Annotated in this window: 18 protein-coding genes and 2 tRNA genes; 9 read left to right on the top strand and 11 right to left on the bottom strand. The window is 70.8% G+C overall.

Annotated elements, in window-relative coordinates:
* Nucleotides 1–25: 25 nt before the first annotated feature.
* Entirely contained in the window at nt 26–1,633 is a 1,608-nt protein-coding gene (locus tag CLV72_RS10975) for a TROVE domain-containing protein (protein ID WP_106244269.1), read from the bottom strand.
* Nucleotides 1,634–2,338: 705 nt separating this feature from the next.
* Nucleotides 2,339–2,402: transfer RNA gene (locus tag CLV72_RS32145), tRNA-OTHER, on the bottom strand.
* An 870-nt stretch (nt 2,403–3,272) separates the two neighbouring features.
* Between CLV72_RS32145 and CLV72_RS10970 the strand changes: the two genes are divergently transcribed.
* Nucleotides 3,273–3,821: a hypothetical protein gene (locus CLV72_RS10970; protein WP_106244266.1), complete on the top strand. Its 549-nt coding sequence runs from the start codon at nt 3,273–3,275 to the stop codon at nt 3,819–3,821.
* Between the two features lie 1,405 nt (nt 3,822–5,226).
* On the opposite strand, the gene CLV72_RS10960 is transcribed toward CLV72_RS10970, so the two are convergent.
* The 9 genes from CLV72_RS10960 to dnaA form a co-directional block, all read right to left on the bottom strand.
* Nucleotides 5,227–5,300 (bottom strand) — tRNA-Ile (locus tag CLV72_RS10960).
* A gap of 132 nt (nt 5,301–5,432) precedes the next feature.
* Entirely contained in the window at nt 5,433–6,107 is a 675-nt protein-coding gene (locus CLV72_RS10955; protein ID WP_106244260.1) for a DUF3566 domain-containing protein, read from the bottom strand.
* A gap of 126 nt (nt 6,108–6,233) precedes the next feature.
* Nucleotides 6,234–8,762, bottom strand: coding sequence for a DNA gyrase subunit A (gene gyrA / locus CLV72_RS10950; RefSeq protein ID WP_106244258.1), 2,529 nt, complete (start codon nt 8,760–8,762; stop codon nt 6,234–6,236).
* Between the two features lie 64 nt (nt 8,763–8,826).
* Nucleotides 8,827–10,764: a DNA topoisomerase (ATP-hydrolyzing) subunit B gene (gyrB, locus tag CLV72_RS10945; RefSeq protein WP_106244254.1), complete on the bottom strand. Its 1,938-nt coding sequence runs from the start codon at nt 10,762–10,764 to the stop codon at nt 8,827–8,829.
* Between the two features lie 347 nt (nt 10,765–11,111).
* Complete coding sequence (locus tag CLV72_RS10940; protein WP_245930099.1) at nt 11,112–11,669, bottom strand: DciA family protein; 558 nt, start codon at nt 11,667–11,669, stop codon at nt 11,112–11,114.
* Nucleotides 11,662–12,792 carry a DNA replication/repair protein RecF gene (gene recF / locus CLV72_RS10935; RefSeq protein WP_106244251.1) on the bottom strand — a complete coding sequence of 377 codons (1,131 nt, stop codon included), beginning with the start codon at nt 12,790–12,792 and terminating at the stop codon, nt 11,662–11,664. Before recF ends, CLV72_RS10940 begins: the two co-directional genes overlap by 8 nt.
* Nucleotides 12,793–13,016: 224 nt before the next feature.
* Entirely contained in the window at nt 13,017–13,904 is an 888-nt protein-coding gene (gnd, locus tag CLV72_RS10930; protein WP_106244248.1) for a phosphogluconate dehydrogenase (NAD(+)-dependent, decarboxylating), read from the bottom strand.
* 88 nt (nt 13,905–13,992) lie between these two features.
* Complete coding sequence (dnaN, locus tag CLV72_RS10925) at nt 13,993–15,120, bottom strand: DNA polymerase III subunit beta (RefSeq protein WP_106244245.1); 1,128 nt, start codon at nt 15,118–15,120, stop codon at nt 13,993–13,995.
* A gap of 661 nt (nt 15,121–15,781) precedes the next feature.
* The gene (dnaA, locus tag CLV72_RS10920; protein ID WP_106244241.1) at nt 15,782–17,503 is read right to left on the bottom strand and encodes a chromosomal replication initiator protein DnaA; all 1,722 of its coding nucleotides are present in this window, start codon (nt 17,501–17,503) and stop codon (nt 15,782–15,784) included.
* Between the two features lie 631 nt (nt 17,504–18,134).
* Here dnaA and rpmH point away from each other — a divergent pair.
* From rpmH to CLV72_RS10880, 8 genes are all read left to right on the top strand, one after another.
* Nucleotides 18,135–18,272 (top strand): 50S ribosomal protein L34, encoded by a 138-nt coding sequence (gene rpmH / locus CLV72_RS10915; protein ID WP_106244238.1) that lies wholly within the window; start codon nt 18,135–18,137, stop codon nt 18,270–18,272.
* Between the two features lie 105 nt (nt 18,273–18,377).
* The gene (gene rnpA, locus CLV72_RS10910) at nt 18,378–18,848 is read left to right on the top strand and encodes a ribonuclease P protein component (protein WP_106244236.1); all 471 of its coding nucleotides are present in this window, start codon (nt 18,378–18,380) and stop codon (nt 18,846–18,848) included.
* Between the two features lie 2 nt (nt 18,849–18,850).
* Entirely contained in the window at nt 18,851–19,129 is a 279-nt protein-coding gene (gene yidD / locus CLV72_RS10905) for a membrane protein insertion efficiency factor YidD (protein ID WP_106244233.1), read from the top strand.
* A 57-nt stretch (nt 19,130–19,186) separates the two neighbouring features.
* A complete protein-coding gene (locus CLV72_RS10900) occupies nt 19,187–20,299 on the top strand; it encodes a YidC/Oxa1 family membrane protein insertase (RefSeq protein WP_106244229.1) in 1,113 nt (370 codons plus the stop codon).
* 93 nt (nt 20,300–20,392) lie between these two features.
* Nucleotides 20,393–20,887, top strand: a complete 495-nt coding sequence (locus CLV72_RS10895) for a Jag family protein (RefSeq protein WP_106245403.1) — start codon at nt 20,393–20,395, stop codon at nt 20,885–20,887.
* Between the two features lie 305 nt (nt 20,888–21,192).
* On the top strand, nt 21,193–21,852 hold the full coding sequence (rsmG, locus tag CLV72_RS10890; protein ID WP_245930153.1) for a 16S rRNA (guanine(527)-N(7))-methyltransferase RsmG: 660 nt from the start codon (nt 21,193–21,195) through the stop codon (nt 21,850–21,852).
* Nucleotides 21,853–22,118: 266 nt separating this feature from the next.
* Complete coding sequence (locus CLV72_RS10885; protein ID WP_106244226.1) at nt 22,119–22,964, top strand: ParA family protein; 846 nt, start codon at nt 22,119–22,121, stop codon at nt 22,962–22,964.
* Nucleotides 22,961–23,923 carry a ParB/RepB/Spo0J family partition protein gene (locus CLV72_RS10880; RefSeq protein WP_106244223.1) on the top strand — a complete coding sequence of 321 codons (963 nt, stop codon included), beginning with the start codon at nt 22,961–22,963 and terminating at the stop codon, nt 23,921–23,923. Before CLV72_RS10885 ends, CLV72_RS10880 begins: the two co-directional genes overlap by 4 nt.
* Nucleotide 23,924: the final 1 nt, after the last annotated feature.

Below are 23,924 nucleotides of genomic sequence, written 5' to 3'. Positions count from 1 at the left end.
CGCCCGCCCCGGCGCCGGTCCGCCGTCAGTCCTGCCACGGCCAGGCCGCCCGCGCACCCGCCTCGATGAGCGGGATCATCCGGAAGGCCGCGTCGCTCAGCCCGCCGAAGGTGTGGCGCCGGCCCTCGCCGCTGGGGCCGTGGCCGTAGCGGTAGCCGGCCAGGTTCCAGGTGTAGACCGGCACGGTGGCCGGGACCTGCTCGGTGGGGCCGCCGCGGGGGTCGGCCGCGGCCTGCTCGTCGGTGACGATCACCACCCGGTCGTGGCCGCGGTAGTGCTCGCGCACCGCGGCCGCGGTGTTGGTGCCGCCCAGGCTGCCGAAGCGCTCGGCCGCGCGCAGCAGGGAGTCGCCCGGGCCGAAGGCGACCGGCCTGCTGGAGGTGCCGAACTCGACCAGGTCGGCCGCCCGCGCCCGCATCGCGAGCGCGCTGCCGAAGACGGCGGCCGCGTCGGCCCGGTTCAGGTCGGAGCGCGCCGACAGCGGGCTCCACATCGAGCCGGAGCGGTCGACCAGGACCAGGGTGCGGCCGTCGAGCCGCGGCACGTTCTCCAGCGACGCCTGCACCGCGCGCTCCAGGGCGTGCCCCCACCGCAGCGAGGGCGCGGTCCGGTAGGCGGACAGGAAGCGCATCGGCAGCTGCCGCGACCGCGCCACCTCCGCGGGGTCGGCCAGCCCGGCCGCGACCCGCTCCGCCAGTTCGTCGCTCACCCCCGCCTGGTCGAAGTTCCTGAGGTTGCGCAGCCGCGCCATGTACCCCATGGAAGGCAGCACCGCCTCCCAGGCGGCGGCGTCCATCGGGCCCTGGAGCCAGCCGGCCAGCGCCTCCCAGGTCATGCCGGCGCGGCGCAGCAGCTGGGCGGCGTCGAGGTGGTCCAGCAGCGGACGGCGCTCCGGCACGGGCAGCGCCATCAGCCGGGCTCGGGCCCGCAGCAGGTGCAGCGACTCGGGGATGGGCTTGTCGCGGCCGTGGCGCCGGTCCAGGGCGTGGGCGAACAGGTCGCCCTGCCAGGGGCGGTCGGCGGCCGGAGCGGCGTGCACGAGGTCGAGGACGTCGCCGAAGCGGAAGGCACGCCCCTCGGCGTCGTACTTCAGCAGCGCCCGCTCGGTGTAGAGCCGGCCGACGGCGTCGCCGACACCCCGCTTGAGCGGCTTGGGCAGTGCGCGGCCGTAGCGGCCCATCCAGTAGGCCAGCAGCTCACCGGGCTCGTCGGCGCGCTGCAGCACACTGTCGACCACCTGGCGGTTGGTCGGTGCGGAAGTGTCCGCCCCGGCATCGGCCGCGCCCTCGCGGGCGGCGGCGAGGCGGGCGCGGACGTACTCGGCCGCCCCGACGACCGCCGCGGTGCGCATGTTGCCCTCGCCGCGCAGCCAGCCGAGCAGCCCGGCCGTCCACGCGGGGTCCTCGACGGCGGCGCGGTGCAGCAGCGAGCGGTAGCGGGCGTCGCGCTCGCCCGCGTCCTCGTAGAAGGTCTTCTCGCTGACGAAGTTGGCGACGGCCAGCAGGAAGAGGTCACCGCGCAGCTCGCGTGCATGGCCCGGCCCGCCCTCGTAGGTGCGCCCCGACGGCACGGCCTCGGCGTCGACGGGGCCGCGGCCGGCCGGACGGACGGTGCCGCGGTTGAACTTGGCCATGGGGCATGCTCCTCACCGCACGGGGGAGGAGCCCGAGCCCGTAGCAGCGTGCCCGAGATCGAGACGACGCCGGCACATGACGGCCCTCTCGGGCCGGTCAGGATTCGAACCTGGATACCGAAGTAGCCGGCACCTGCGCACCGGGCACTGCTACGAGTTCGCGGCCCTCCCGAGATCGAACTCGGCGACAGGACTCGAATCCGCGACCACTCGGTCGACAGCCGGAGTAACCGTCACCTACGCACCGGGAAGGTGCACATCTGACGGTAGCACTCAGAGGTCGGAAATGCCGTGAATAATGCGGCGGGTGGTCCGTCCGGGGAACGCGAATGGATTGGAGCGACGTTTTCCGCGCCGGTCGAGCCCTGGCGCCGTACCGCGCCGGCGTCGGTTCGGCGATGGCGGAGCAGCCTGCCTCATAGCTGCTGACCTCGTGGTATTCGGCATTCACGGCCACCTGCGCCGCAGGCCGAGGCCATGGCCGGACCCGGACACTGGAATGGCTCGTCCGGCAGCGCGCCGGGCGGAAATAGCTCCGATGACGTGTCCGGAGGCGAACCGGCGTCCGGCATGTGAATTCGAGGCCGCCCTGGGCAAGTGAAGGAATCCGCTGCCCGGGCGCCGAGCACTTCGTCAGATGGGCGCGCCCGAGATCAAGATCGGCGGCGGTACAAAGCGCTCTGCCAATTGAGCTACACGGCCAGGCCGTGACGGGATTCGAACCCGCAACCTCTCGAACCTCAGTCGAAGTAACCGCTGCCTGCGCACCGGGCGCACTCCTCTGACATTGCACACTCCCGAGATCGAATCGGCGGCGGCTCTTGTGACCTGGGCCGCTGGTCGACGCCGGCAGAGCCGACGGCGGGATTCGAACCCGCGTCTCACCATTAAGAGTGGAAGTATCCGCCACCTGCGCACCGGGAGTGCTGAAGATGACGGTAGCAGCGGTCAAGGGAAATCGCCCGCCATTATCCGGATGCGACCACTGCGGAACGCGTCCGCTTCCGGCCCTGCCGAAAAGGGACCCCACCGGGCGGCGCGGCATCGGGACCCCGCGTCCGCGCCTGGCGGAGGGCGCCGCCACGGCGGGCTCTGGGACCGGCCTCATGCGGTCGGTTCGCAGGAGGCGGCGGCTGAGCGGCACCGAGCCGCCGCCCGCGAGTGGAAGCGCACCGGTGCCGTTCGGCACGGACGTCCGCCGGCACGGCGATCCCGGCGACGCGCCGGTCCGCCCGCACCGGGTCGGTGACGGCGACCCCGCGCCGGCGGCGCACGCGGCATAGCCGCACCAGGCCGCTCACCCCGAGGACGCCGCGCAGCGCGAAGTCGATACCTCGCCGAGTCACCGAACGGACCGTCTGGCCGCCGACCCTTGCAGACCAGACTCGCGGGGTGGCTCTCCTGGCTAGCCGCCGGCTGGGGGCGCGTCCGCGCCCGGCTGAGACAGAGCGTCCGCGGACGGCATGGCGGACCGGCCGACCTGTGTGCCATCGACCTGGTTGTACGTTGCCGCAGAGATCCGTGAGTGGGCGTGCTCCGATATATCACTCATATTTATGCGAAGAACGTCGGAACGTGGGAGCATTCCGATGTCGCCATTTGCGGTTGAAGTATCGACCCCGAACACCAGGAGCCTTACATGGGCCGCCCAGGACCGCGTTCCGTCGATGTCATCCAGCATTTCGGCAAGCGGGAACGGAGATCCCACGATTTCCGACGTAGCCGGTACCGCCATGGCGCTCTGGCGCTGCTCGCACTGGCCGGTGCGGCCGCTTGCGCCTCTCCGCAGCAGCAGTACGTCAGCGAGGTGAACGCTCTTTGCGCCGAGGTGAACACACGGTTCAGCGAGGAGCTGCCCTACGACGGCGAGTCATTCGGCCGGAACGACCTGGGCACGCTGGCCGAACGACTCCGACTGCTTGAGGACCTGAGTCGACAGGTACGCGAGATCGAGGTTCCCGAAGGCACGTCCGCGCCGGACGAATGGCTGACGGAAGTGGAAGGTTTGACGGAAGAGATGCGCGGACTGCAGGACTACCACGAGGAGGCCGAGCCCGGTGACGACCTCATCATCGCGATGACCCTGGGTATTCACGATGACATCGTTGGAGATGTCGGCTCGGCAGCGGCCGATGGCGGATTCGACACCTGCGCCCAGGTCGAGACGTGGCGGATATTTCCGGAATGACCGGTCGAAATGCGGGCGAAGGTGATTTGCTGATCAAGTCGGCGCTGCGGCGCGTGGCCACATTCGACTTCGACGTGTACCTGCCGTAGCCGGACACGGGAGCCACCACGGGCCCCCGACAGCCACCGAAACCGAGAACGCCCCGGAACCTGTTCGTTCGCGGTACCCGGCGGGGAGCGCCATTGCCCGAGGACACGAACATCGGTTCGTGGTCGCCGACGCTGCCGGAAGTGGTCGCCGCCTGGCTGGGTTCGCCTGTGGCGTGGGAGCCGGGTGCGTAGGGTCCGGGGTCATGAAGACCGAGCGGGTACTGGGCCCGCTGATGCGATGGCGCCGGCGACGGCGGTGATGGGGGCGGTCGACCCTTTCATACCGACGGCGCGCTCCCGACGAACGTGATAGGGCTGCTGACGATCGCGGCGCTCCTTTCCGTCGCATCCGTCGCGCTCCTTTGTCGTCATCTGCTGCGGCGCGGGAGGCGACCGCTCAGGGCCCCGACCACCAGCCGGAAGCGGGGGCGGGACGGTGCCCGGGCCCGGAGCGCGTCGTCTGGCGAGTGTTGAGCCGGGTGCGGTGGGACCGGCTGGTGGCGGTGTGCCTGTGTGCGGCCGCCTCGGTGTCGGTGCTGGTGTGGGTGGGCACGGCGGCGGTGTTCGATGACATGGCCTCCGCCATGTCCTCGATCTCGTCGCTGATTTCCGCGCTGGCGGCGTCCGGGTCGATGGGAGCGGCGAAGGGTCGAGCCGCCCGACGAGTTCGTCGTCGCCGACGACGCCGTCCTGTGGGCGCCGAACGGCCGATCATCGAAGAGACCGGAATCGCCCTGTGGTTCAGGTACGAGGGGACCACCGAGGACGGCCGGACGCTCGGCTTCTATGAGGTCGACCACATCCAGACGAACAAACAGGGCGAGACCTCCCGCATCGAGTCCTTCCACGACACCGAGGGCCTGGCAGGCGCACTCGAATTCATCGGTACCCGTCCGGAGCCGACTGGGAGCCCCTGCGCACGCTACGTGGGTCGTCCCCCTCCAAGACGTAACACTCGAACGCCCCGCTCGCCCCAGAGCCTCACCGGGGGCGAGAGACACAGCCCCGCACCCGCGAACGACGGCCGATCACCCACCAGACTCAATCCACCCCACACCGTGGAAGCGCGACCTCACGGATGTGCGGGGGCAAGGGGCACAGCCCCACACCCGTCAACGACGGCCGCTCACCCACCGGGTTCAATTCGCCCCACATCACCGAGGCGCGACCGAAGGATGTGGGGGTGGCGGGGGTCCAGGGGGCGGCAGCCCCCTGGTGTGGGGGGTTCCGGGGGGCCATGCCCCCGGGCCAACACAACGGAGCCGCCCCGGCGAGCAAGCCAACGGCTTGCGAGCAGGGACGGCCCAAGGATCCGGTGGGCGTACCAGGACTTGAACCTGGGGCCTCATCCTTATCAGGGATGCGCTCTAACCGACTGAGCTATACGCCCGGGATACGTCCGGAAGGTTATCGCACCGGTTCGGGTGGAGGCGAATCGTTTGGCGGGGCCAGCGGGTTCGCCCGGGGTCCACCTGGGCGGTGCCTTGCGGACTTCTCGATCGTATCGCGTCGGCGGGGTGGGTCAGTCCGTTTCGCTGAGGGTCATGTCGACGCCGCCGACGAGGTCGGCGGCGATGTTGTAGAGCATCGCGCCGACGGTGCACAGGGCGGTGATGAGGATGACGTTGAGGGCGCCGATGAGGCCGCTGTAGCCGAGGATGGTTCCGGGTGAGAACCAGGATGAGGGGTCGAAGTCGGTGCCGCCGTCTTCGTTGCCGAGCTGGGTGAGGGTGTCGATGAGGGCGTCGAAGACGCCGAGCCCGGACAGGATCAGGTAGATCACGACGACGGCGACGAACAGGATGATGAAGCACACCAGTGAGATGACGAAGCTGAACTTCATCACCGACCAGGGTTCGACCCGGCTGAGGGTGAGGTGGGCCTTGCGGACGCCTTTGGCCGGCGGCCGGGCGGCGGGCACGGTGCCGCCGCCCGACTGGACGGGCTGGGCCGGCTGGGTGGGTTTGGCGGCGGGCCGGGGGCCGCTGGGGGCGCTGAAGCCCGGGCGGACCTGGGCCCCGTTGCTTGCCGCCGTACCTCCCGACGGGGTCGGGCGCGTTCCGTTGGGCTGTGCCGCGGGGGGCGGTGTTCCGGTCTTGACGCCGCTGCCGGGCTGGCCGGGGCGGCTCATGGCGGAGTTGGGCCCCTGCGGGCTGGATTGCGGGCCGGAGTTCGGCCGGTACGGCTGGTCAGACATGGCCCGTTAGCCTCGTTACCCTCGCTGGTCGTGGTCGGGATGCTGCTCGGCGTCGGTCGGTTCGGTGGGGGCCGGACCCGCTGACGTCGGCATGGTAGTGGTTTGCCCCGAAAGGCTCCGGGAAATCTACTCCGCCTCGTCAGCAGGTACGGCGTCCTCGCGCTCGTCCGTGCCGTCGGTCTCTCCGAGCGCTTCCGCGTTGCGCGCGATCGCCACGACGCTGTCGCCCTCGGCCAGGTTCATCAGCCGGACGCCCATGGTCTGGCGGCCGGACCGCTTGATCTCCTCGGCGCGGGTGCGGATCACACCCCCGGTCGAGGTGATCGCGAAGACCTCGTCGTCGGTGTTGACCATCAGCGCGCCGACCAGGGTGCCGCGGGCCGCGACCACCTTGGCGGTGAGCACGCCCTTCCCTCCCCTGTTCTGCACAGGGTACTGGTCGGCGGGCGTCCGTTTCGCGTATCCGCCCTCGGTTGCGACCAGAACATCGGGCATGTCCTCGCCTGTCCGGATCACGTCCATGCTGAGGAGCTGGTCGCCGTCGACGAAACGCATGCCGATCACGCCGGTGGTGGCCCGGCCCATCGGGCGCAAGGCGTCGTCGGTGGCGTTGAACCGGATCGCCTGGGCCTTGCGGCTGATGAGCAGGAGATCGTCGCCGGGGAAGACGAGCCGCGCCGCGATCAGTTCGTCGCCCTCGCGCAGATTCACCGCGATGATGCCGCCGGAGCGCGGGGAGTCGAAGTCGGCGAGGTGGGACTTCTTGACCAGGCCCTCACGGGTGGCGAGCACCAGGTAGGGGGCGACGTCGTAGTCGCGCAGCGCGAGGACCTGGGCGATCTGCTCGTCGGGCTGGAAGGCGAGCAGGTTGGCGACGTGCTGGCCGCGGGCGTCGCGCGCGGACTCGGGCAGCTCGTAGGCCTTGGTGCGGTAGACGCGGCCCTTGTTGGTGAAGAACAGGATCCAGTGGTGGGTGGTGGTGACGAAGAAGTGGTTGACGATGTCATCCTGCTTCAGCTGCGCGCCGCGCACCCCCTTGCCGCCGCGCTTCTGCGCGCGGTAGAGGTCGACCTTGGTGCGCTTGGCGTAGCCGCCCCGGGTGATGGTGACGACGACGTCCTCCTCCGCGATGAAGTCCTCCATGCGGATGTCGCCCTCGAAGGGGATGATCTGGGTGCGCCGCTCGTCGCCGTAGCGCTCCACGATCTCGGCGAGTTCGTCGCCGACGATCTGGCGCTGCCGCTCGGGCGACTCCAGGATCTCGTGGTAGCCGCGGATCTGGGTCATCAGCTCGTCGTACTCGGCGGTGAGCTGCTGGCGCTCCAGGGCGGCGAGCTTGCGCAGCTGCATGTCCAGGATGGCGCGGGCCTGGATGTCGTCGATCTCCAGCAGCGCCATCAGGCCGGTCTTGGCGGCGTCGGCGGACTCGCTGCCGCGGATCAGCGCGATGACCTCGTCGATGCGGTCGATGGCCTTCAGCAGCGCGCGCAGGATGTGGGCGCGTTCCTCGGCCTTGCGCAGCAGGTAGCGGGTGCGCCGGACGATGACCTCGACCTGGTGGGTGACCCAGGTGCGCACGAACTGGTCGAGGCGGAGGGTGCGGGGCACGCCGTCGACCAGGGCCAGCATGTTGGCGCCGAAGGTCTCCTGCAGCTGGGTGTGCTTGTACAGGTTGTTCAGCACGACCTTGGCGACGGCGTCGCGCTTGAGCACGATCACCAGGCGCTGGCCGGTGCGGCCGCTCGTCTCGTCCTTGACGTCGGCGATCCCGGAGACCTTGCCGTCCTTGACCAGCTCGGCGATCTTGAGCGCGAGGTTGTCGGGGTTCACTTGGTAGGGCAGTTCGGTGACGACGAGGCACTGGCGGCCCTTGGAGTCCTCCTCCACCTCGACCACGGCGCGCATGGTGATGGAGCCCCGGCCGGTGCGGTAGGCGTCCTCGATGCCGCGCTTGCCGACGATGAGCCCGTGGGTGGGGAAGTCGGGGCCCTTGATCCGCTCGATCAGCGCGTCGAGCAGCTCTTCGTCGCCGGTCTCGGGGTGCTCCAGGTACCAGCGGACGCCGTCGGCCACCTCGCGCAGGTTGTGCGGCGGGATGTTGGTGGCCATGCCGACGGCGATGCCCGCGGAGCCGTTCACCAGCAGGTTGGGGAAGCGGCTCGGCAGGACGTCGGGCTCCTGGGAGCGGCCGTCGTAGTTGGGCGAGAAGTCGACGGTCTCCTTGTCGATGTCCCGCACCATCTCCATGGCGAGCGGTGCGAGCTTGCACTCGGTGTACCGCATGGCCGCGGCGGGGTCGTTGCCCGGGGAGCCGAAGTTGCCGTTGCTGTCGATGAGCGGCATCCGCAGCGACCAGGTCTGGGCCAGCCGGACGAGGGCGTCGTAGATGGCGCTGTCGCCGTGGGGGTGGTAGGTGCCCATGACGTCGCCGACGACGCGGGCGCACTTGAAGAACCCCCGGTCGGGACGGTATCCGCCGTCGTACATCGCGTAGAGCACGCGCCGGTGCACCGGCTTGAGCCCGTCGCGGACGTCCGGGAGTGCCCGGCCGACGATGACCGACATCGCGTAGTCGAGGTAGCTGCGCTGCATCTCGACCTGGATGTCGACCGGTTCGATGCGGTCGGGGGACTCCGGCGGGATCACTTCGGTCACGTCGATACCGATCCTTCGTGTTCCTTCGTGGGGTGGTTCGCCGACGGGCGGCGCCGGGGGCTGCTCAGATGTCGAGGAAGCGGACGTCGCGGGCGTTGCGCTGGATGAACGACCGGCGCGCCTCCACGTCCTCGCCCATCAGCACGCTGAACATCTCGTCGGCCTGGGCGGCGTCGTCGAGGGTGACCTGGAGCAGCACCCGGTTGTCGGGGTTCATGGTGGTGTCCCACAGCTCGGCGGCGTTCATCTCACCGAGGCCCTTGAAGCGCTGCACGCCGTCGCGCGGGCGGGGGTCCTTCTTGCCCGCCGCGATCCCGGCCTCGATCAGGCCGTCGCGCTCGCGGTCGGAGTAGGCGTAGTCGGAGTCGTTGCCGCGCTGGTCCCACTTGATCTTGTACAGCGGCGGCTGGGCGAGGTAGACGTGGCCGGCCTCGATCAGCGGCTTCATGAAGCGGAACAGCAGGGTCAGCAGCAGGGTGCGGATGTGCTGTCCGTCGACATCGGCGTCGGCCATCAAGATGATCTTGTGGTAGCGGAGCTTCTCGATGTCGAACTCGTCGTGGATGCCGGTGCCCAGGGCCGTGATGATCGCCTGGACCTCGTTGTTCTTCAGGATCCGGTCGATCCGCGACTTCTCGACGTTCAGGATCTTGCCGCGGATGGGCAGGATCGCCTGGAACTTGGGGTCGCGCCCGCCCTTGGCCGAGCCGCCCGCGGAGTCGCCCTCGACGATGTAGACCTCGCACCGCTCGGGCTCGGTCCACTGGCAGTCCGACAGCTTGCCGGGCAGGGAGGTGGACTCCAGCAGGGTCTTGCGGCGGGTGAGGTCGCGGGCCTGGCGGGCCGCGATCCGGGCGCGGGCGGCCTGGCCGGCCTTGCTGACGATGTCCTTGGCCTCGCCCGGGTTGCGCTCGAACCAGTCGCGCAGGTGCTCGTTGCAGACGCGCTGCACGAAGGACTTGGCCTCGGTGTTGCCGAGCTTGGTCTTGGTCTGCCCCTCGAACTGGGGGTCGGCCAGCTTCACCGAGATGATCGCGGTGAGGCCCTCGCGGATGTCCTCGCCGGTGAGGTTGTCGTCCTTCTCGCGCAGCAGCCGCTGGTCACGGGCATAGCGGTTCACGATCGAGGTGAGCGCGGAGCGGAAGCCCTCCTCGTGGGTGCCGCCCTCAGCGGTGTTGATCGTGTTGGCGAAGGTGTGCACGGACTCGGAGTACGACTGGTTCCACTGCATGGCGATCTCGGCCGAGATGCCGTCGCCGTCCTCGCCGAAGGCGACCACCGAGGCGTGGGCCGGCTCCTTGGTGGCGTTGATGTGCCGGACGAAGTCCTCGATACCGCCCTCGTAGTGGTAGGTGACGGACTTGGGCTCGCCGTTGACGAACTCGGGGCGCTCGTCGCGCAGGGTGATGGACAGGCCCCGGTTGAGGAAGGCCATCTCCTGCAGCCGCCGGGAGAGGGTCTCGAAGTTGTAGGTGGTCGTCTCGAAGATCGAGCCGTCGGCCCAGAAGGTGATCTGGGTGCCGGTCTCGGTGGTCTCCTCGCCCTTGGCGAGCGGTGCCACCGGGCGGGTCAGCCGGTAGCTCTGCCGCCAGGCGTGGCCGTCGCGGCAGACCTCCACCTCCAGGCGGGTGGAGAGCGCGTTCACCACGGAGACGCCGACGCCGTGCAGACCGCCGGAGACGGCGTAGGACTTGCTGTCGAACTTGCCGCCGGCGTGCAGGGTGGTGAGGACCACCTCGACCGCGGAACGCCCTTCGGCGGCGACATTGCCGACCGGGATGCCGCGGCCGTTGTCGAAGACCCGGACGCCGCCGTCGGCGAGCAGGGTGACCTTGATGGTGTCGCAGTGGCCGGCCAGCGCCTCGTCCACCGCGTTGTCGACGATCTCCTGCACCAGGTGGTGCAGGCCGCGCTCACCGGTGGAGCCGATGTACATCCCGGGGCGCTTGCGTACCGCCTCAAGACCTTCCAGAACAGTGATCGAACTAGCGTCGTAGGTCAAGTGGGGGCCCTCCTGCCGACCGCCGTCAACACGGCCCGGAGCGCGAGCCGCGTCGGGCCGGCGGGCTGCGAGGGCAGGCTCCGCCGAACACCGCCGATGCCCCGGCTCCACGCCCCCGTTGCCGAGGCTGGCCTTGCCGGCGAAAGTGTCCGAGATACAACCAACAGTGTACCTCCCACGGCGCCGCAAAGTGGCATTGACGGCGCTGTGACGCAAGATGAGCGCCGATCTAGGGGGAGCGTGACTCCCTACACGCGGGAGAGGTTCCTGGCAAGTCCAGACGGCAATGGACGCCGTAACCGAGGTGCGGGCCTCCGCCGGCCCCGGCCGCCCCGGCCGCGGGCGGGTCAGCCGCCCCGGACGTCGCGGCCCTGGCGTCCGCCCCCGGCCCGCCGCCCGCCCGGCTGCGGCCGCGGCCTGCCGGGACCCCGCACGGTGACCGAGCGGACACTGCCGTGGCCGAGTTCCTCGTTCAGCCGCCGCACCAGGGTGGCGGCGAGCAGCCGCACCTGGGTGGCCCAGGCGGGGGAGTCGGCGGCGACGACGAGGACGCCGTCGTCCAGCGACACGGGCCTGGTGTGCTCGGCCACTTTGGCGCCGACGATGCCGTCCCAGCGGCCGAAGACGCCCTGGGCGGCGGCGCGGTCGTTCCAGCCCCGGCTGGCGAGCAGGTCGGCGATCGCGGCGCCGAATGCCTGGGGGTCGCCCGCGGCGCGGCGGGAGCGGCCCGCGCCGCCGCCGCGGCGGCGGCCGGAGGCCCGCGGCTGGGCGCCCCGCTCGCGGGCGTCGGCCTTGGCGCGGGCCAGCGCCTGGCGGGCCAGCTCGATGCCGCGGGCGGTGGCGTCCGGGGCGGGCGGCTCGGGGGCGCTCTGGTCGGGGCGGGGGGCGGGCTCGGGCTCAGGCACGCCGCACCTCCCCGCCGTCGACGCGGAAGCGCGCGCCGGTGAGCACGGAGGGCACGTCCTCGGCCACCGCCGCGGTGATGACGACCTGCTCGGCGGTGGTGACGACCCCGGCCAGCCTGGTGCGGCGCTCGACGTCGAGTTCGGCGAAGACGTCGTCCAGGAGCAGCACCGGGTCGGTGCCGTCGGCGCGCAGCAGCTCGTAGCCGGACAGCCGCAGCGCCAGCGCGAACGACCAGGACTCGCCGTGGCTGGCGTAGCCGCGGGCGGGGAGGGTGCCGAGGTTGAGGACGAGGTCGTCGCGGTGCGGGCCGACGAGGCTGATGCCCCGCTCCAGCTCCGCGGGGCGGGAGCGGGCCACCGCGTCCAGCAGCGCCTGGACGAGTTCGGCGCGGTCGGCGGGTGGCGGCCGGTCGGGGTCCAGGGAGCTGCGGTAGGAGAGGACGGCGGGTCCGCCGGAGCTGGTGAGCGCGGCGTAGGACTTGCCCGCGAGCGGGTTCAGCTCGGCGACCAGCTCGATCCGGGCGGCGAGGAGTTCGGCGCCGACCTCGGCGAGGTGGGAGTCCCACACGTCGAGGGTGGGCAGCTCGGTGCCGGATCGGCCGCCGCGCCGGGCGGCGGCCGCCGATTTGAGCAGGGCGTTGCGCTGCTTGAGCACCCGGTCGTAGTCGGCCCGCACCGCCGCCATGCGGGGGGTGCGGGCGACGAGCAGCTCGTCCAGGAAGCGGCGGCGCTCGCCGGGGTCGCCCTTGACCAACGCGAGGTCCTCGGGCGCGAAGAGCACGGCGCGCAGCAGGCCGAGGATCTCGCGGGGGCGGGCGGCCGGGGCGCGGTTGACGCGGGCGCGGTTGGCCCGCCCCGGGTTGATCTCCAGCTCGACGACGGCGTGGCGGTCGCGGTTGACGATCGCGGCGCGCACGATGGCGCGCTCGGCGCCCTGGCGGACCAGCGGCGCGTCGGTGGACACCCGGTGGCTGCCGAGGGTGGCGAGGTAGCCGACCGCCTCGACCAGGTTGGTCTTGCCCTGCCCGTTGGCCCCCAGGAAAGTGGAGACGCCGGGGCCGAGCTCGATGTCGACACCGCGGTAGGAGCGGAAGTCGGCCAGCTGGAGGTGCGAGACGTACATGCCCTCCTCCTCACTCCCGCCTTCCGTCGCGGCGGCCGGGCGCCCGGCCCACCACTCCATCCACAAGCCCCCGGCCCACCCTGTGGACAACTTCTCCACCGTCCACAGACCCTAGCCCGCCCCACTGGCACCGCCCCTTGACACCTGCCACGCTGGGCGGGCGCCTTGGCCTTTGGGGTGGTCAGCCCCCTGGTCGGGGAGGGGTGGGGGCGGGGGCGGCCGGCTCAGCCCGCCGGGTCCTCCTTGGCGACGGCGTGGCCGCCGAACTGGTTGCGGAGGGCGGCCACCACTTTCATCGCCTGCGACTCCTCCTGGCGGGAGGCGAAGCGGGCGTAGAGGGCGGCGGTGATCACCGGCAGCGGCACGGCGTGGTCGACGGCGGCCTGCACGGTCCAGCGGCCCTCGCCGGAGTCCTCGGCGTAGCCCTTGATGGCGCTGAGGTCGGCGTCGTCGTCGAGGGCGCGCACCAGCAGATCGAGCAGCCAGGAGCGGATGACGGTGCCCTCCTTCCAGCTGCGGAAGGTGCCCGGCACGTCGTGGACGATGTCGGAGGCGGCGAGCAGCTCGTAGCCCTCGGCGAAGGACTGCATCATGCCGTACTCGATGCCGTTGTGGACCATCTTGGTGTAGTGGCCCGCGCCGACGCCGCCCGCGTGCACGAAGCCGAAGTCGCCGGTCGGCTTGAGCGCGTCGAAGATCGGCCGCACCCGGTCGATGTGCTCGGCCTCGCCGCCCGCCATCAGCGCGTAGCCGTTCTCGCGGCCCCACACGCCGCCGCTCACCCCGACGTCGACGAAGCCGATGCCGCGCGCGCCCAGTTCCTCGGCGTGGTGGCGGTCGTCCAGGTAGTGGGAGTTGCCGCCGTCGACGACGATGTCGCCCTCCGACAGCAGGCCGGACAGCTCGGTGATGGTCGCCCTGGTGGGTTCGCCGGCCGGGACCATCACCCACACCGCGCGGGGGGCGGCCAGCCGCTCGACGAGTTCGGGCAGGCTCGCGACATCGCGGCGGTCGGGGCTGTGGTCGTAGCCGATGACCTCGTGACCGTTGTCGCGCAGCCGCTGGGCCATATTGCCGCCCATCCGGCCCAGGCCGATCATCCCGATCTGCATCGTGTCCCCTGTCTCGCGAAGCCGTCGCCGGTGACGCGGGCACGCCGGAGGTGCCTGGCGCCCCCGTGCGCGTCGCGGCGCGGCGGTGTCAGCCGTTCAGGCGAACGGGCATCAGCAGGTAACGATAGTCCGAGGTGCCGGAGTCGTCCGCAGGCTTCCCGGTAAGGATGGCGGGCTTCGTTGAACTGGTGAACTGAAGCCGCGCAGTGTCGGATCCGATGGCGCCGAGGCCGTCGAGCAGGAAGGTGTGGTTGAAGGCGATCTGGATGTAGTCGCCGTCCAGGGCGGCCTCCAGCACCTCCACGGCCTGGGCCTCGTCGCCGGTGCCCGCCTCCAGCACCACCTGGCCCTGGCTGAACGCCAGCCGCAGCGGGGTGTTGCGTTCGGCCACCAGGGCGACGCGCTTCACGGCGTCGACGAAGGGGGCGGTCTGGATCTCCGCCTGCGCGTTGAACTCGCTCGGCAGCAGCGAGCGGTACTTGGGGAAGTCGCCGTCGAGCAGCCGGGTGGTGGTGCGGCGGCCGCCGCCCTCGAAGCCGATCATGCCCTCGCCCGCGCCCCCCGCGGCGGCCAGCGCGATGGCGACCTCCGCTCCGGCGGTGAGGGACTTGGCGGTGTCGGCGAGGGTCTTGGCCGGGATCAGCGCGACGGCCGAGATGTCGGGCCGCTCCGGCTTCCACTGGAGTTCGCGGACGGCGAGGCGGTAGCGGTCGGTGGAGGCGAGGGTGACGGTGTCGTTCTCGATCTCGATCCGCACGCCGGTCAGCACGGGCAGGGTGTCGTCGCGCCCGGCGGCGATCGCGACCTGGCCGACCGCGGCGGCGAAGGCGTCGCTGCCGACGGAGCCGGTGAGCTCGGGCATCTCCGGGAGGGTGGGGTAGTCCTCGACGGGGAGGGTGAGCAGGGTGAACTTGGCGGTGCCGCACGAGACGGTGACCTTGGAGCCGTCGGTCTCGATGTCCACAGGCTGTGCGGGGAGGCTGCGGGTGATCTCGGCGAGCAGCCGCCCCGACACCAGCGCGCTGCCCGGCTCGTCGACGTCGATGTCGACGGACACCTGCGCCGAGACCTCGTAGTCGAAGCTCGACAGCTTGAGGCGGTCGCCCGCCTCCAGCAGCATCCCGGCCAGGACGGGGACGGGGGGGCGCACCGGCAGGGTGCGCGCGGTCCACGCCACCGCCTCGGCGAGCGAGTCGCGATCAACCCGGAATTTCACTTGGCCCTCCCCAACCTGCGGGCTCGTCGTCTGCGGGGTCCTGCGGGCCGCGTCGCCGTCCGCCGTGGCGGCGGCCGTGGCGCGGGCGGCGTTCCTCGGAGGATGCGCGGCGACCCCACCAGCAATCCGCTCCACCGTACCGGGTCCCCGGCCGCCTGTCGGCCGTCTGGAGCAGGTCGCCGCCGCTGGTCGGCCGGAGCCGGGTTATCCCCAGATTGTGCGCAGCTTCGTTTTCTCGCCCCCTTATCGCTTAACAAGGTGCGTCATAGTAATAGGGGCTGTGGATACTGGGGATAACCACTGTTAGCGCACGTCAACGCGGGAATTTTCATCCACAGGGGCTGTGGGTGAACCTGTGGGTTACCGGGGTGCCCTGTGGACGGCGATCGGTTGTCCCACGGCCGTCCACAGGTTTTCCCCCGGTTACGCACAGCCGCACCCACAGGCGCGGTCCCGCCGTGCACAGTCCACCCACAAGCCGCCCACAGGTTGTCCGCAGCTTTCCCACAGGGAACGGGCACTAATCCACAGAGTTACCCACAGCCTTGTCCACAGGTCAGCGGGTCGGTCGAGCGGAAATCGGCGTGTCGGGCCACTTCAGGCCAGCGGAGGACGGCCGGAGAAGAATGCGGGACCACCGGGCGGAGAGTTATCCCCAGGGTCAGTCTTTCCGGGCCTGCTGCTTGATCCGGTTGGTCAACTCGGTCACCTGGTTGTAGATCGAGCGTCGCTCGGCCATCAACGAACGAATCTTGCGATCGGCGTGCATCACCGTGGTGTGGTCGCGGCCGAACTGCTGACCGATCTTCGGCAGGGACAGGTCGGTGAGCTCGCGGCACAGGTACATGGCGATCTGCCGGGCGGTGACCAGGACCCGCGAGCGCGAGGTGCCGCACAGGTCCTCCATGCTCAGCCCGAAGTACGACGCGGTCTGCGCCATGATCGTCGCCGCGGTGATCTCCGGCCCGCTGTCGTCGGGGATGAGGTCCTTGAGCACGATCTCGGCGAGCTGCATGTCGACCGACTGCCGGTTCAGGCTCGCGAAGGCCGTGACCCGGATCAGCGCGCCCTCCAGCTCGCGGATGTTGGTGGAGATCTTGCTGGCGATGAACTCCAGCACGTCCGGCGGCGCGGCCAGGCCCTCCTGCGCGGCCTTCTTCCACAGGATCGCGATACGGGTTTCCAGTTCGGGCGGCTGCACGTCGGTGATCAACCCCCACTCGAAGCGGTTCCTGAGCCGGTCCTCCAGGGTGACCAGCTGCTTGGGGGCGCGGTCGCTGGAGATGACGATCTGCTTGTTGGCGTTGTGCAGGGTGTTGAAGGTGTGGAAGAACTCCTCCTGCGTCTGCTCCTTGTTCTCCAGGAACTGGATGTCGTCGACCAGCAGGATGTCGACATCGCGGTACCGCCGCCGGAATCCGTCCGCCTTGCCGTCGCGGATGGAGTTGATGAAGTCGTTGGTGAACTCCTCGGAACTCACATAGCGCACCCGGGCGCCGTCGTAGAGGCGCTGGGCGTAGTGGCCGATGGCGTGCAGCAGGTGGGTCTTGCCGAGGCCGGAGTCGCCGTAGATGAACAGCGGGTTGTAGGCCTTGGCGGGCGCCTCGGCCACCGCGACGGCGGCGGCGTGGGCGAAGCGGTTGCTCGACCCGATGACGAAGGTGTCGAAGGTGTACTTCGGGTTCAGCCGGGCGTGCTCGCCCGGGGTCTCCTCGCCCGGCGGGCCGTCGTCGCCCTCCGGCGGGGCGACGCCCGCGACGCCGCCCGGCTGCGGGGGCGGCGGACCGGACCCGTCTCCGGAGGGGACGGGGGAGGGCGGCGCGGCGGCGTACCGCGGTGCGGCCGTCGGCGCCGCGAAGGGCTGCCGGGTGTCGGGGCCGGGGCCCTGCTCGTAGCGCGGCGGCTCCGGTTCGGCCGGCCGGGGGCGGGCGGGCTCGCCGAAGGGCGACGGCGCCTGTGCGTGCGCGGCCGGGACGGCCGCGGCATCGTACTCGGCGGGCTGGGCATGCCGCCCCACCGGCTCGGGCGCCTGTGGATAACCGCCGCGGTCCAGGGGCGCGGTCCGGGCGTCGGGCTCGGAGGAGGGGGGAGGGGAGGGGGCGGGGGAGGTCGGCTGCACCGCCATCGGGTCGACCGTCACGGCCACCCGGATCTCCCGACCCAGCTCCCGCGAGAGGGCGTGGCTGATCAGGGGGCGCAGGCGGGTCTCCAGGATCTCCTTGGCGAACTCGTTCGGGGCCGCGAGCAGCGCGGTGTCCTGGACGAGCCCGAGCGGCCTGGTCTGCGGCAGCCAGGCGCGCTGCTGGGGCGGTAGCGAGCTGTTGTCCAGGCTGCTGAGCGCCCGGGCCCACACCGCGGCCAGATTGATCGTCGGGTCAGCCACGGCGACCTGCCATCTCCCGCCCCTTTCACTCCCGCTTGCGCTGCCGTTGTCCACAGCCTGCCGGTCCGCCACGCGCCGCCCCCCGGCGACGGGTGAACCTGTGGATGAAGCGGTGGAACACCGCGTTCGGCGAGGGTGGCCCGCATCGGGGTCATCCACATGAACCCACAGGCGATCCACAGGTTGTACACGGAGTTATGCACACGGTTGCCGACGTCTCGGTTATCCACAATCCACTGGTAGCTGTGGGGTTTCCAGTGGGAGACCCGCTGTGTGCGGCCGAACCTGGGGATAGTGGTCCAAGCTACTGTCCACAGCCTAGGGCTGCCAGTGGACAACGCGGCCGACATTATCCACAGGGCGTGTCTCCGCCGGGCTCCCGGCGTCGCCGCCAGGGCGGGTTGTCCACAGGCTGCGGACGTGCGGCGGGCGGCGAGATCCACCGGCTGTGGACAACCGGCCCCCGCGCTGATTTGACGACCCCGGGAAGGCGACGTAGATTTCCAGCGTCGAGCCGTATCGGCGGCGTCCCCGCGTGCCCAGATGCGGGACGTTGACGCAAAGTCCCGGATCGCCGTGGTCTCGAACACGGATACGGCGTAGATCTATCGAGCGCAGCAGGAGCCTTCCCGTGAGCAAGCGTACGTACCAGCCGAACAACCGCCGCCGTGCCAAGACCCACGGTTTCCGGCTGCGCATGCGCACCCGTGCCGGGCGGGCCATCCTGGCCGCGCGTCGGCGCAAGGGCCGTGCCCGGCTGTCGGTCTGACCCCTTCGCCAGTCTCCACGCGACCATTCAACGCCGATCGCGCCGCTGTGCGGTGACGATCGGCGTTTTGCGCGGTTTCGGCGTCCGATTCAGGAGGATGTGCCTGTGCTGCCCCGCGGATCACGGATCCGCCGGAGTGCTGACTTCACCTCGGTGCTGCGGCGCGGCCGCCGCGCCGGACGGCCCGCGCTGGTCGTGCACCTCCTCCCGCCGGACCCGCCCGGCGGCACCGCGCCCGAGCAGGCACCCGCGTCCGATGCCTCTCCTGACGCGTCGCCCACGCGCGCCGGGTTCGTGGTGAGCCGCGCCGTCGGCGGCGCCGTCGTCCGCAACCGGGTCCGGCGCCGACTGCGCCATCTGGTACGCGAACGGCTCCCGCTGCTGCCTCCGGGTAGCCTGCTAGTAGTGCGGGCCAATCCCGCGGCCGCGACAACGCACTACCAGGAGCTCGCCGTCCAGCTGGACAGCGCTCTGGACCGCCTGGCCCGTCCCGGGGCCGGCACCGGCGGCGCGAGGACCGGACGGAGCGGTCGGGCGCCGCAGCCTCGGTCGCGGCGGCATTCAGAGGCCGGGTGAACATGACCACGACACCTTCGACGGCGGCGCGCGTGCTGATGCTGCCCATCCGCGGCTACCGCCGGTTCATCAGCCCGCTGATGCCCCCGGTCTGCCGCTTCCAGCCGTCGTGCAGCGCCTACGCCATGGAGGCGCTGGCGGTGCACGGAGCGGCGCGCGGCCTGTGGCTGACGATCCGCAGACTCGGCCGCTGCCAACCCTTCCACCCCGGCGGACTCGATCCGGTGCCGCCCAGGGGATCCGCGCCGCGGGCGGACCGGGAAACCGGGGCGGCGTCGTGAACGTTGACGGGCCGAGTGCGGTGCCGGCTGTGAAAGAGAATGTGAGGGAGAGAGCCCGTGTTTAACTGGCTGTTCGCATTGGTGTCTTGGCCCTTGGCCCAGATTCATGCGGGATTGAGCCTCTTCCTCGATCCGAACGGCGGATGGGCCTGGGGCCTGTCCATCCTGCTGCTGACCCTGTGCGTGCGGATCCTGGCGCTGCCCCTGACGCTGAAGTCGATGCAGTCCATGCGCAAGATGCAGGAGCTGCAGCCGAAGGTGCTGAAGCTGCGCGAGAAGTACAAGGACGACAAGCAGCGCCTCAACCAGGAGACGATGCAGCTCTACCAGGCCGAGGGCGCGAACCCGGTCGGCGGCTGCCTCCCGCTGCTCATCCAGACCCCGGTGTTCATCGCGCTGTTCCAGGTGCTCTGGCAGATCGCCGACAACCCTGAGAACGCGGCCACCCTCGCCGGCTTCTCCACCGAACTGGTCGCCAGCGCACGCGACGCCTTCATCATCACCGCCCCCGTCATCGCCCGCTTCGTGGACTCCAATGACGTCCTGATCGGCATGGGCGCCGACCCCGTACTCGCCCGGGTCATGATCGGTACCGGCCTGGCCATCAGCGCCGTCACCACCTTCCTCACCGTGCGCCAGGGCGTAATGCGCTCGATGAAGCAGACGCCGGACAACCCGATGATCCAGGCGCAGAAGATCATGATGTACATGTCGCCGGCCTTCGCGCTGTTCGGCCTGACGCTGCCGATCGGTGTGCTGATCTACTGGGTGACCACCAACTCCTGGACGCTGCTGCAGAACCACTTCGTCTACAAGCGCTACCCGGTGAAGTCGCCGGACGAGCTGGCGGAGGAGGAGCGCGAGCGGGCGCGCGCGGCGCGTGAGGCGGGCAAGGCGGCGGCCGCCCGGGCCAAGGCGCTGCGGGAGCGGCGCAAGGCCAACGGCGCGCCCGGCGCCGCGCCGAACGGGGCATCGGCCGACAAGCCCGCCGACGAGCCCGCGCCGAGCGGCGGCGCCACCCCCAACGGCTCCACCGGCGGTGTGAACGGCCGCAAGAACAAGAAGCAGAAGAAAAGCGCTGAATCCGAGCCCGCGGCTCCGCCTATGATCGTGCGTAACCAGCAGCGGACGAACGTACCCCGCAGCAAGCGCAAGCGGAGCGGTAGCTGATCAGTGGGTGTTGAGCATAAGGAGAACCGCGTCGTGAGCAATGGCCAGCTCGACAGCGTACAGGTCGAGGACGAATCCTCTGCCGACGTGGAGATCGAGACTCAACCCGGTCCTGACGCCGTCGTCGACATCGCGGCACTGGAGCGCGAGGGCGACATCGCCGCCGACTACATCGAGGGCCTACTGGACATCGCCGACTTCGACGGCGATATCGACATGGACGTTGAGGGCGACCGGGCGGTCGTATCCGTGGTCGGCGGCACCCTCGACGAACTCGTCGGCCCGCGCGGCGAGGTGCTCGAAGCCCTCCAGGAGCTGACCCGCCTCGCCGTGCACCGCAAGACCGGTGAGCGCAGCCGGCTGATGCTCGACGTCGGCGGCTACCGCGAGCGGCGCCGCGCCGCGCTGACCGCGCTCGGCAAGGAGGCGGCCACCAAGGCCCAGGAGACCGGCGACGCCGTCGCTCTGGAGCCGATGACCCCCTTCGAGCGCAAGGTGGTGCACGACGCGGTCGCCGCCATGGGTCTGGTCAGCGAGTCCGAGGGGGAGGAGCCGCACCGCTACGTCGTGGTGCGGGTCGCCGACTGAGGTCCCTGTGAACGCCGCCGCGGCGGCCCTGCCGGAGTCCGGCGGGGCCGCCGTCGTCATGTCGGGGTCTCGACGGGCCGCGGCGGCGGCCTTTCCGTTCCGGGCGGTGCGCCGGGTGCGGTTAGCTGGAGACGACAGCTGACGGATCGCGGCAAGCGCAGGGCGGATCGATGACGATGCGGTCGGACGATGGCGGGCAATCGCGGCGTGGCTCCGCCGCGGGCGGTGAGACGGGGGAGGAGCGGCCGGCGGGTTCGCCGGGGCCCGAAGCGGTACCGCCCGAGGCGCCGGCCGCCGCGGCAGAGCTGTTCGGCTCCCGGCTCCCACTGGCCGAGCGGTACGCCGCGCTGCTGGCCGACGCCGGCGTGCAGCGGGGCCTCATCGGGCCGCGCGAAGTCGACCGGATCTGGACCCGGCACATCCTCAACTGCGCCGTGGTCGAAGAACTGGTGCCGCACGGCGCGCACGTGGTCGACATCGGTTCGGGCGCGGGCCTGCCCGGGATCGTGCTCGCCATCGCGCGACCCGATCTCACCGTCACGCTGCTGGAGCCGCTGCTGCGCCGAACCGTCTTCCTGAACGAGTGCCTGGAACTCCTCGGCCTGGACCGCGTGGTGGTGGAGCGGGGGCGGGCCGAGGAGTTCGCCGCGCGGCTGCGCGCCGATGTGGTGACGGCCCGGGCGGTCGCGCCGCTGGACCGGCTCGCGCGCTGGGCGCTACCGCTGCTGAAACCGGACGGCCGGCTGCTAGCGCTCAAAGGGGAGCGGGCGGCGGACGAACTCGAGACCGCGCGACGTGAATTCCCGGCGCTGCGTTCATGTCAAGCCGAAGTCGTGCCGGTCGGACACGGTATGGTCGATCCGGCTACTACTGTCGTCCAGGTGATCGCGACGGGAAGCGCGGTTTCACGTGAAACCGCCCGGCGGTCGGCGGGCGCGACGAAACAGCGCGGACGGAAGAGGTGACGGTCGTGCCGGACGCGGGCAGAGAGACCGTACGCGATCGCAATGACGACGACGCCCGGAGAACCGAGCGCGATCCGGGCGCGCATTCGGAGCCGTCCAGCGGGGGCGCGGAACAGGCGGTCGAAACGCAGGGGGAGTCACCATTGGTGCGCAGGGCATTGAGCGCAGCCGTTTCACGTGAAACACCGGACGTCATCACACCGCCGCTGGAGCAGCCCGAGGGCCCGGACACGCCGATCGCGCGTGCCGCCCAGGCCGCGGTCGCGATGCAGAACGGCCAGGAGGAGTGGCCCCGGCCAAAGGCCTGCCGGGTCATGACGGTCGCCAATCAGAAGGGCGGGGTGGGCAAGACGACCACCACCGTCAACCTCGCCGTCTCGCTCGCTCTGCACGGCAACCGGGTCATGGTGGTCGACCTCGACCCGCAGGGCAATGCCTCCACCGCGCTGGGCGTCGACCACCACGCCGATGTGCCGTCCATCTACCACTGCCTGGTGGAGGGGCGTCCGCTCGCCGAGGTGGCGGTGGAGGTCGAGGGCATCCCGAACCTGCTCTGCGTCCCGGCCACCATCGACCTGGCCGGCGCCGAGATCGAACTCGTCTCCCTGGTCGCGCGCGAGTCGCGGCTGCGGCGGGCCTGTGAAGCTTACGACAGCGACGAACTCGACTACATCCTGATCGACTGCCCGCCCTCACTGGGCCTGCTGACCGTGAACGCGATGGTGGCCGGCAGCGAGGTGCTGATCCCGATCCAGTGCGAGTACTACGCGTTGGAGGGCCTAGGGCAGCTGCTGCGCAATGTCGAGCTCGTCCAGGCGCACCTCAACCCCGAGCTGCAGATCTCCACCATCCTGCTCACCATGTACGACGGCCGCACCCGGCTGGCCCAGCAGGTGGCCGATGAGGTGCGCTCGCACTTCGGCGAACTGGTGCTGTCCACGGTCATTCCGCGCAGCGTGCGCGTGTCGGAGGCGCCGAGCTACGGCCAGTCGGTCATCACCTACGATCCCGGTTCCACCGGCGCGCTGGCCTACAAGGACGCGGCGAAGGAAATGGCGTATCAGAACAGCGGGCAGGTCCAGCCCGCCGGTACGGAGGAGAACCAAGCGTGAGTCAGCAGCGGCGGGGTCTCGGCAAGGGACTCGGGGCCCTGATCCCGCAGGGCCCCCCGCCGGGAGGCGGGGCAGCGGCCTCCCGGTCGGCCACCGGAACCGTCGAGGCGGAACCCACCCCCGTTGAAGGGGCGTACCTCGAAGAGCTTCCGCTGAGCGAGATCACGCCCAACCCCCGCCAGCCGCGGCAGCACTTCGACGAGGAGGCACTGGCCGAGCTGTCCGCCTCTATCAGCGAGGTCGGTCTGCTGCAGCCGGTGGTGGTGCGCCGCCTCGCGCCGCACCAGTACGAGCTCATCATGGGGGAGCGGCGCTGGCGGGCCAGCCGGGAGGCGGGCCTCACCTCGATCCCGGCGATCGTGCGGGAGACCGGCGACGACGACCTGCTCCGCGACGCGCTGCTGGAGAACCTGCACCGCCAGCAGCTGAACCCGTTGGAAGAGGCCGCCGCCTACCAGCAGTTGCTGGACGACTTCGGCGCCACCCACGACGAACTCGCCAAGCGGATCGGCCGCTCCCGCCCGCACATCAGCAACACATTGCGGCTGCTGAACCTGCCGCCCGCCGTGCAGCGCCGCGTCGCCGCCGGAGTGCTGAGCGCGGGCCACGCCCGGGCGCTGCTCTCGCTCAGCGACGCCGAGGCGCAGGACCGGCTGGCGCAGCGCATCGTGGCCGAGGGGCTGTCGGTGCGCGCCGTTGAGGAGATCCTCGCGGTGGGCGCCCAGGACGACGGCCAGCGGCCGCGCCGGACCACGCAGCGGGCTCCGATGGCACCGGGCATCAAGGAACTGTCCAACCGGCTCTCGGACATGTTCGACACCCGGGTCAAGGTCGACATGGGCAAGCACAAGGGCAAGATCGTGGTCGAGTTCGCCACCATGGAGGACCTGGAGCGCATCATCGCCTCGATGGCTCCGCAGGCGGCGGTGGAACTGCGCGCCGCGGGCGGCGACGAGTAGC

The organism is Allonocardiopsis opalescens, assembly GCF_003002095.1.
Lineage (GTDB): Bacteria > Actinomycetota > Actinomycetes > Streptosporangiales > Streptosporangiaceae > Allonocardiopsis > Allonocardiopsis opalescens.
This window is presented reverse-complemented; position numbering and strand designations above follow the sequence as displayed.

Coding starts and splice junctions, on each gene's coding strand:
- CLV72_RS10975 (WP_106244269.1), bottom strand. CDS start 1,633: ATGGCCAAGTTCAACCGCGGCACCGTCCGTCCGGCCGGCCGCGGCCCC.
- CLV72_RS10970 (WP_106244266.1), top strand. CDS start 3,273: ATGGGCCGCCCAGGACCGCGTTCCGTCGATGTCATCCAGCATTTCGGC.
- CLV72_RS10955 (WP_106244260.1), bottom strand. CDS start 6,107: ATGTCTGACCAGCCGTACCGGCCGAACTCCGGCCCGCAATCCAGCCCG.
- recF (WP_106244251.1), bottom strand. CDS start 12,792: ATGTACGTCTCGCACCTCCAGCTGGCCGACTTCCGCTCCTACCGCGGT.
- gnd (WP_106244248.1), bottom strand. CDS start 13,904: ATGCAGATCGGGATGATCGGCCTGGGCCGGATGGGCGGCAATATGGCC.
- yidD (WP_106244233.1), top strand. CDS start 18,851: ATGACCACGACACCTTCGACGGCGGCGCGCGTGCTGATGCTGCCCATC.
- CLV72_RS10885 (WP_106244226.1), top strand. CDS start 22,119: ATGCAGAACGGCCAGGAGGAGTGGCCCCGGCCAAAGGCCTGCCGGGTC.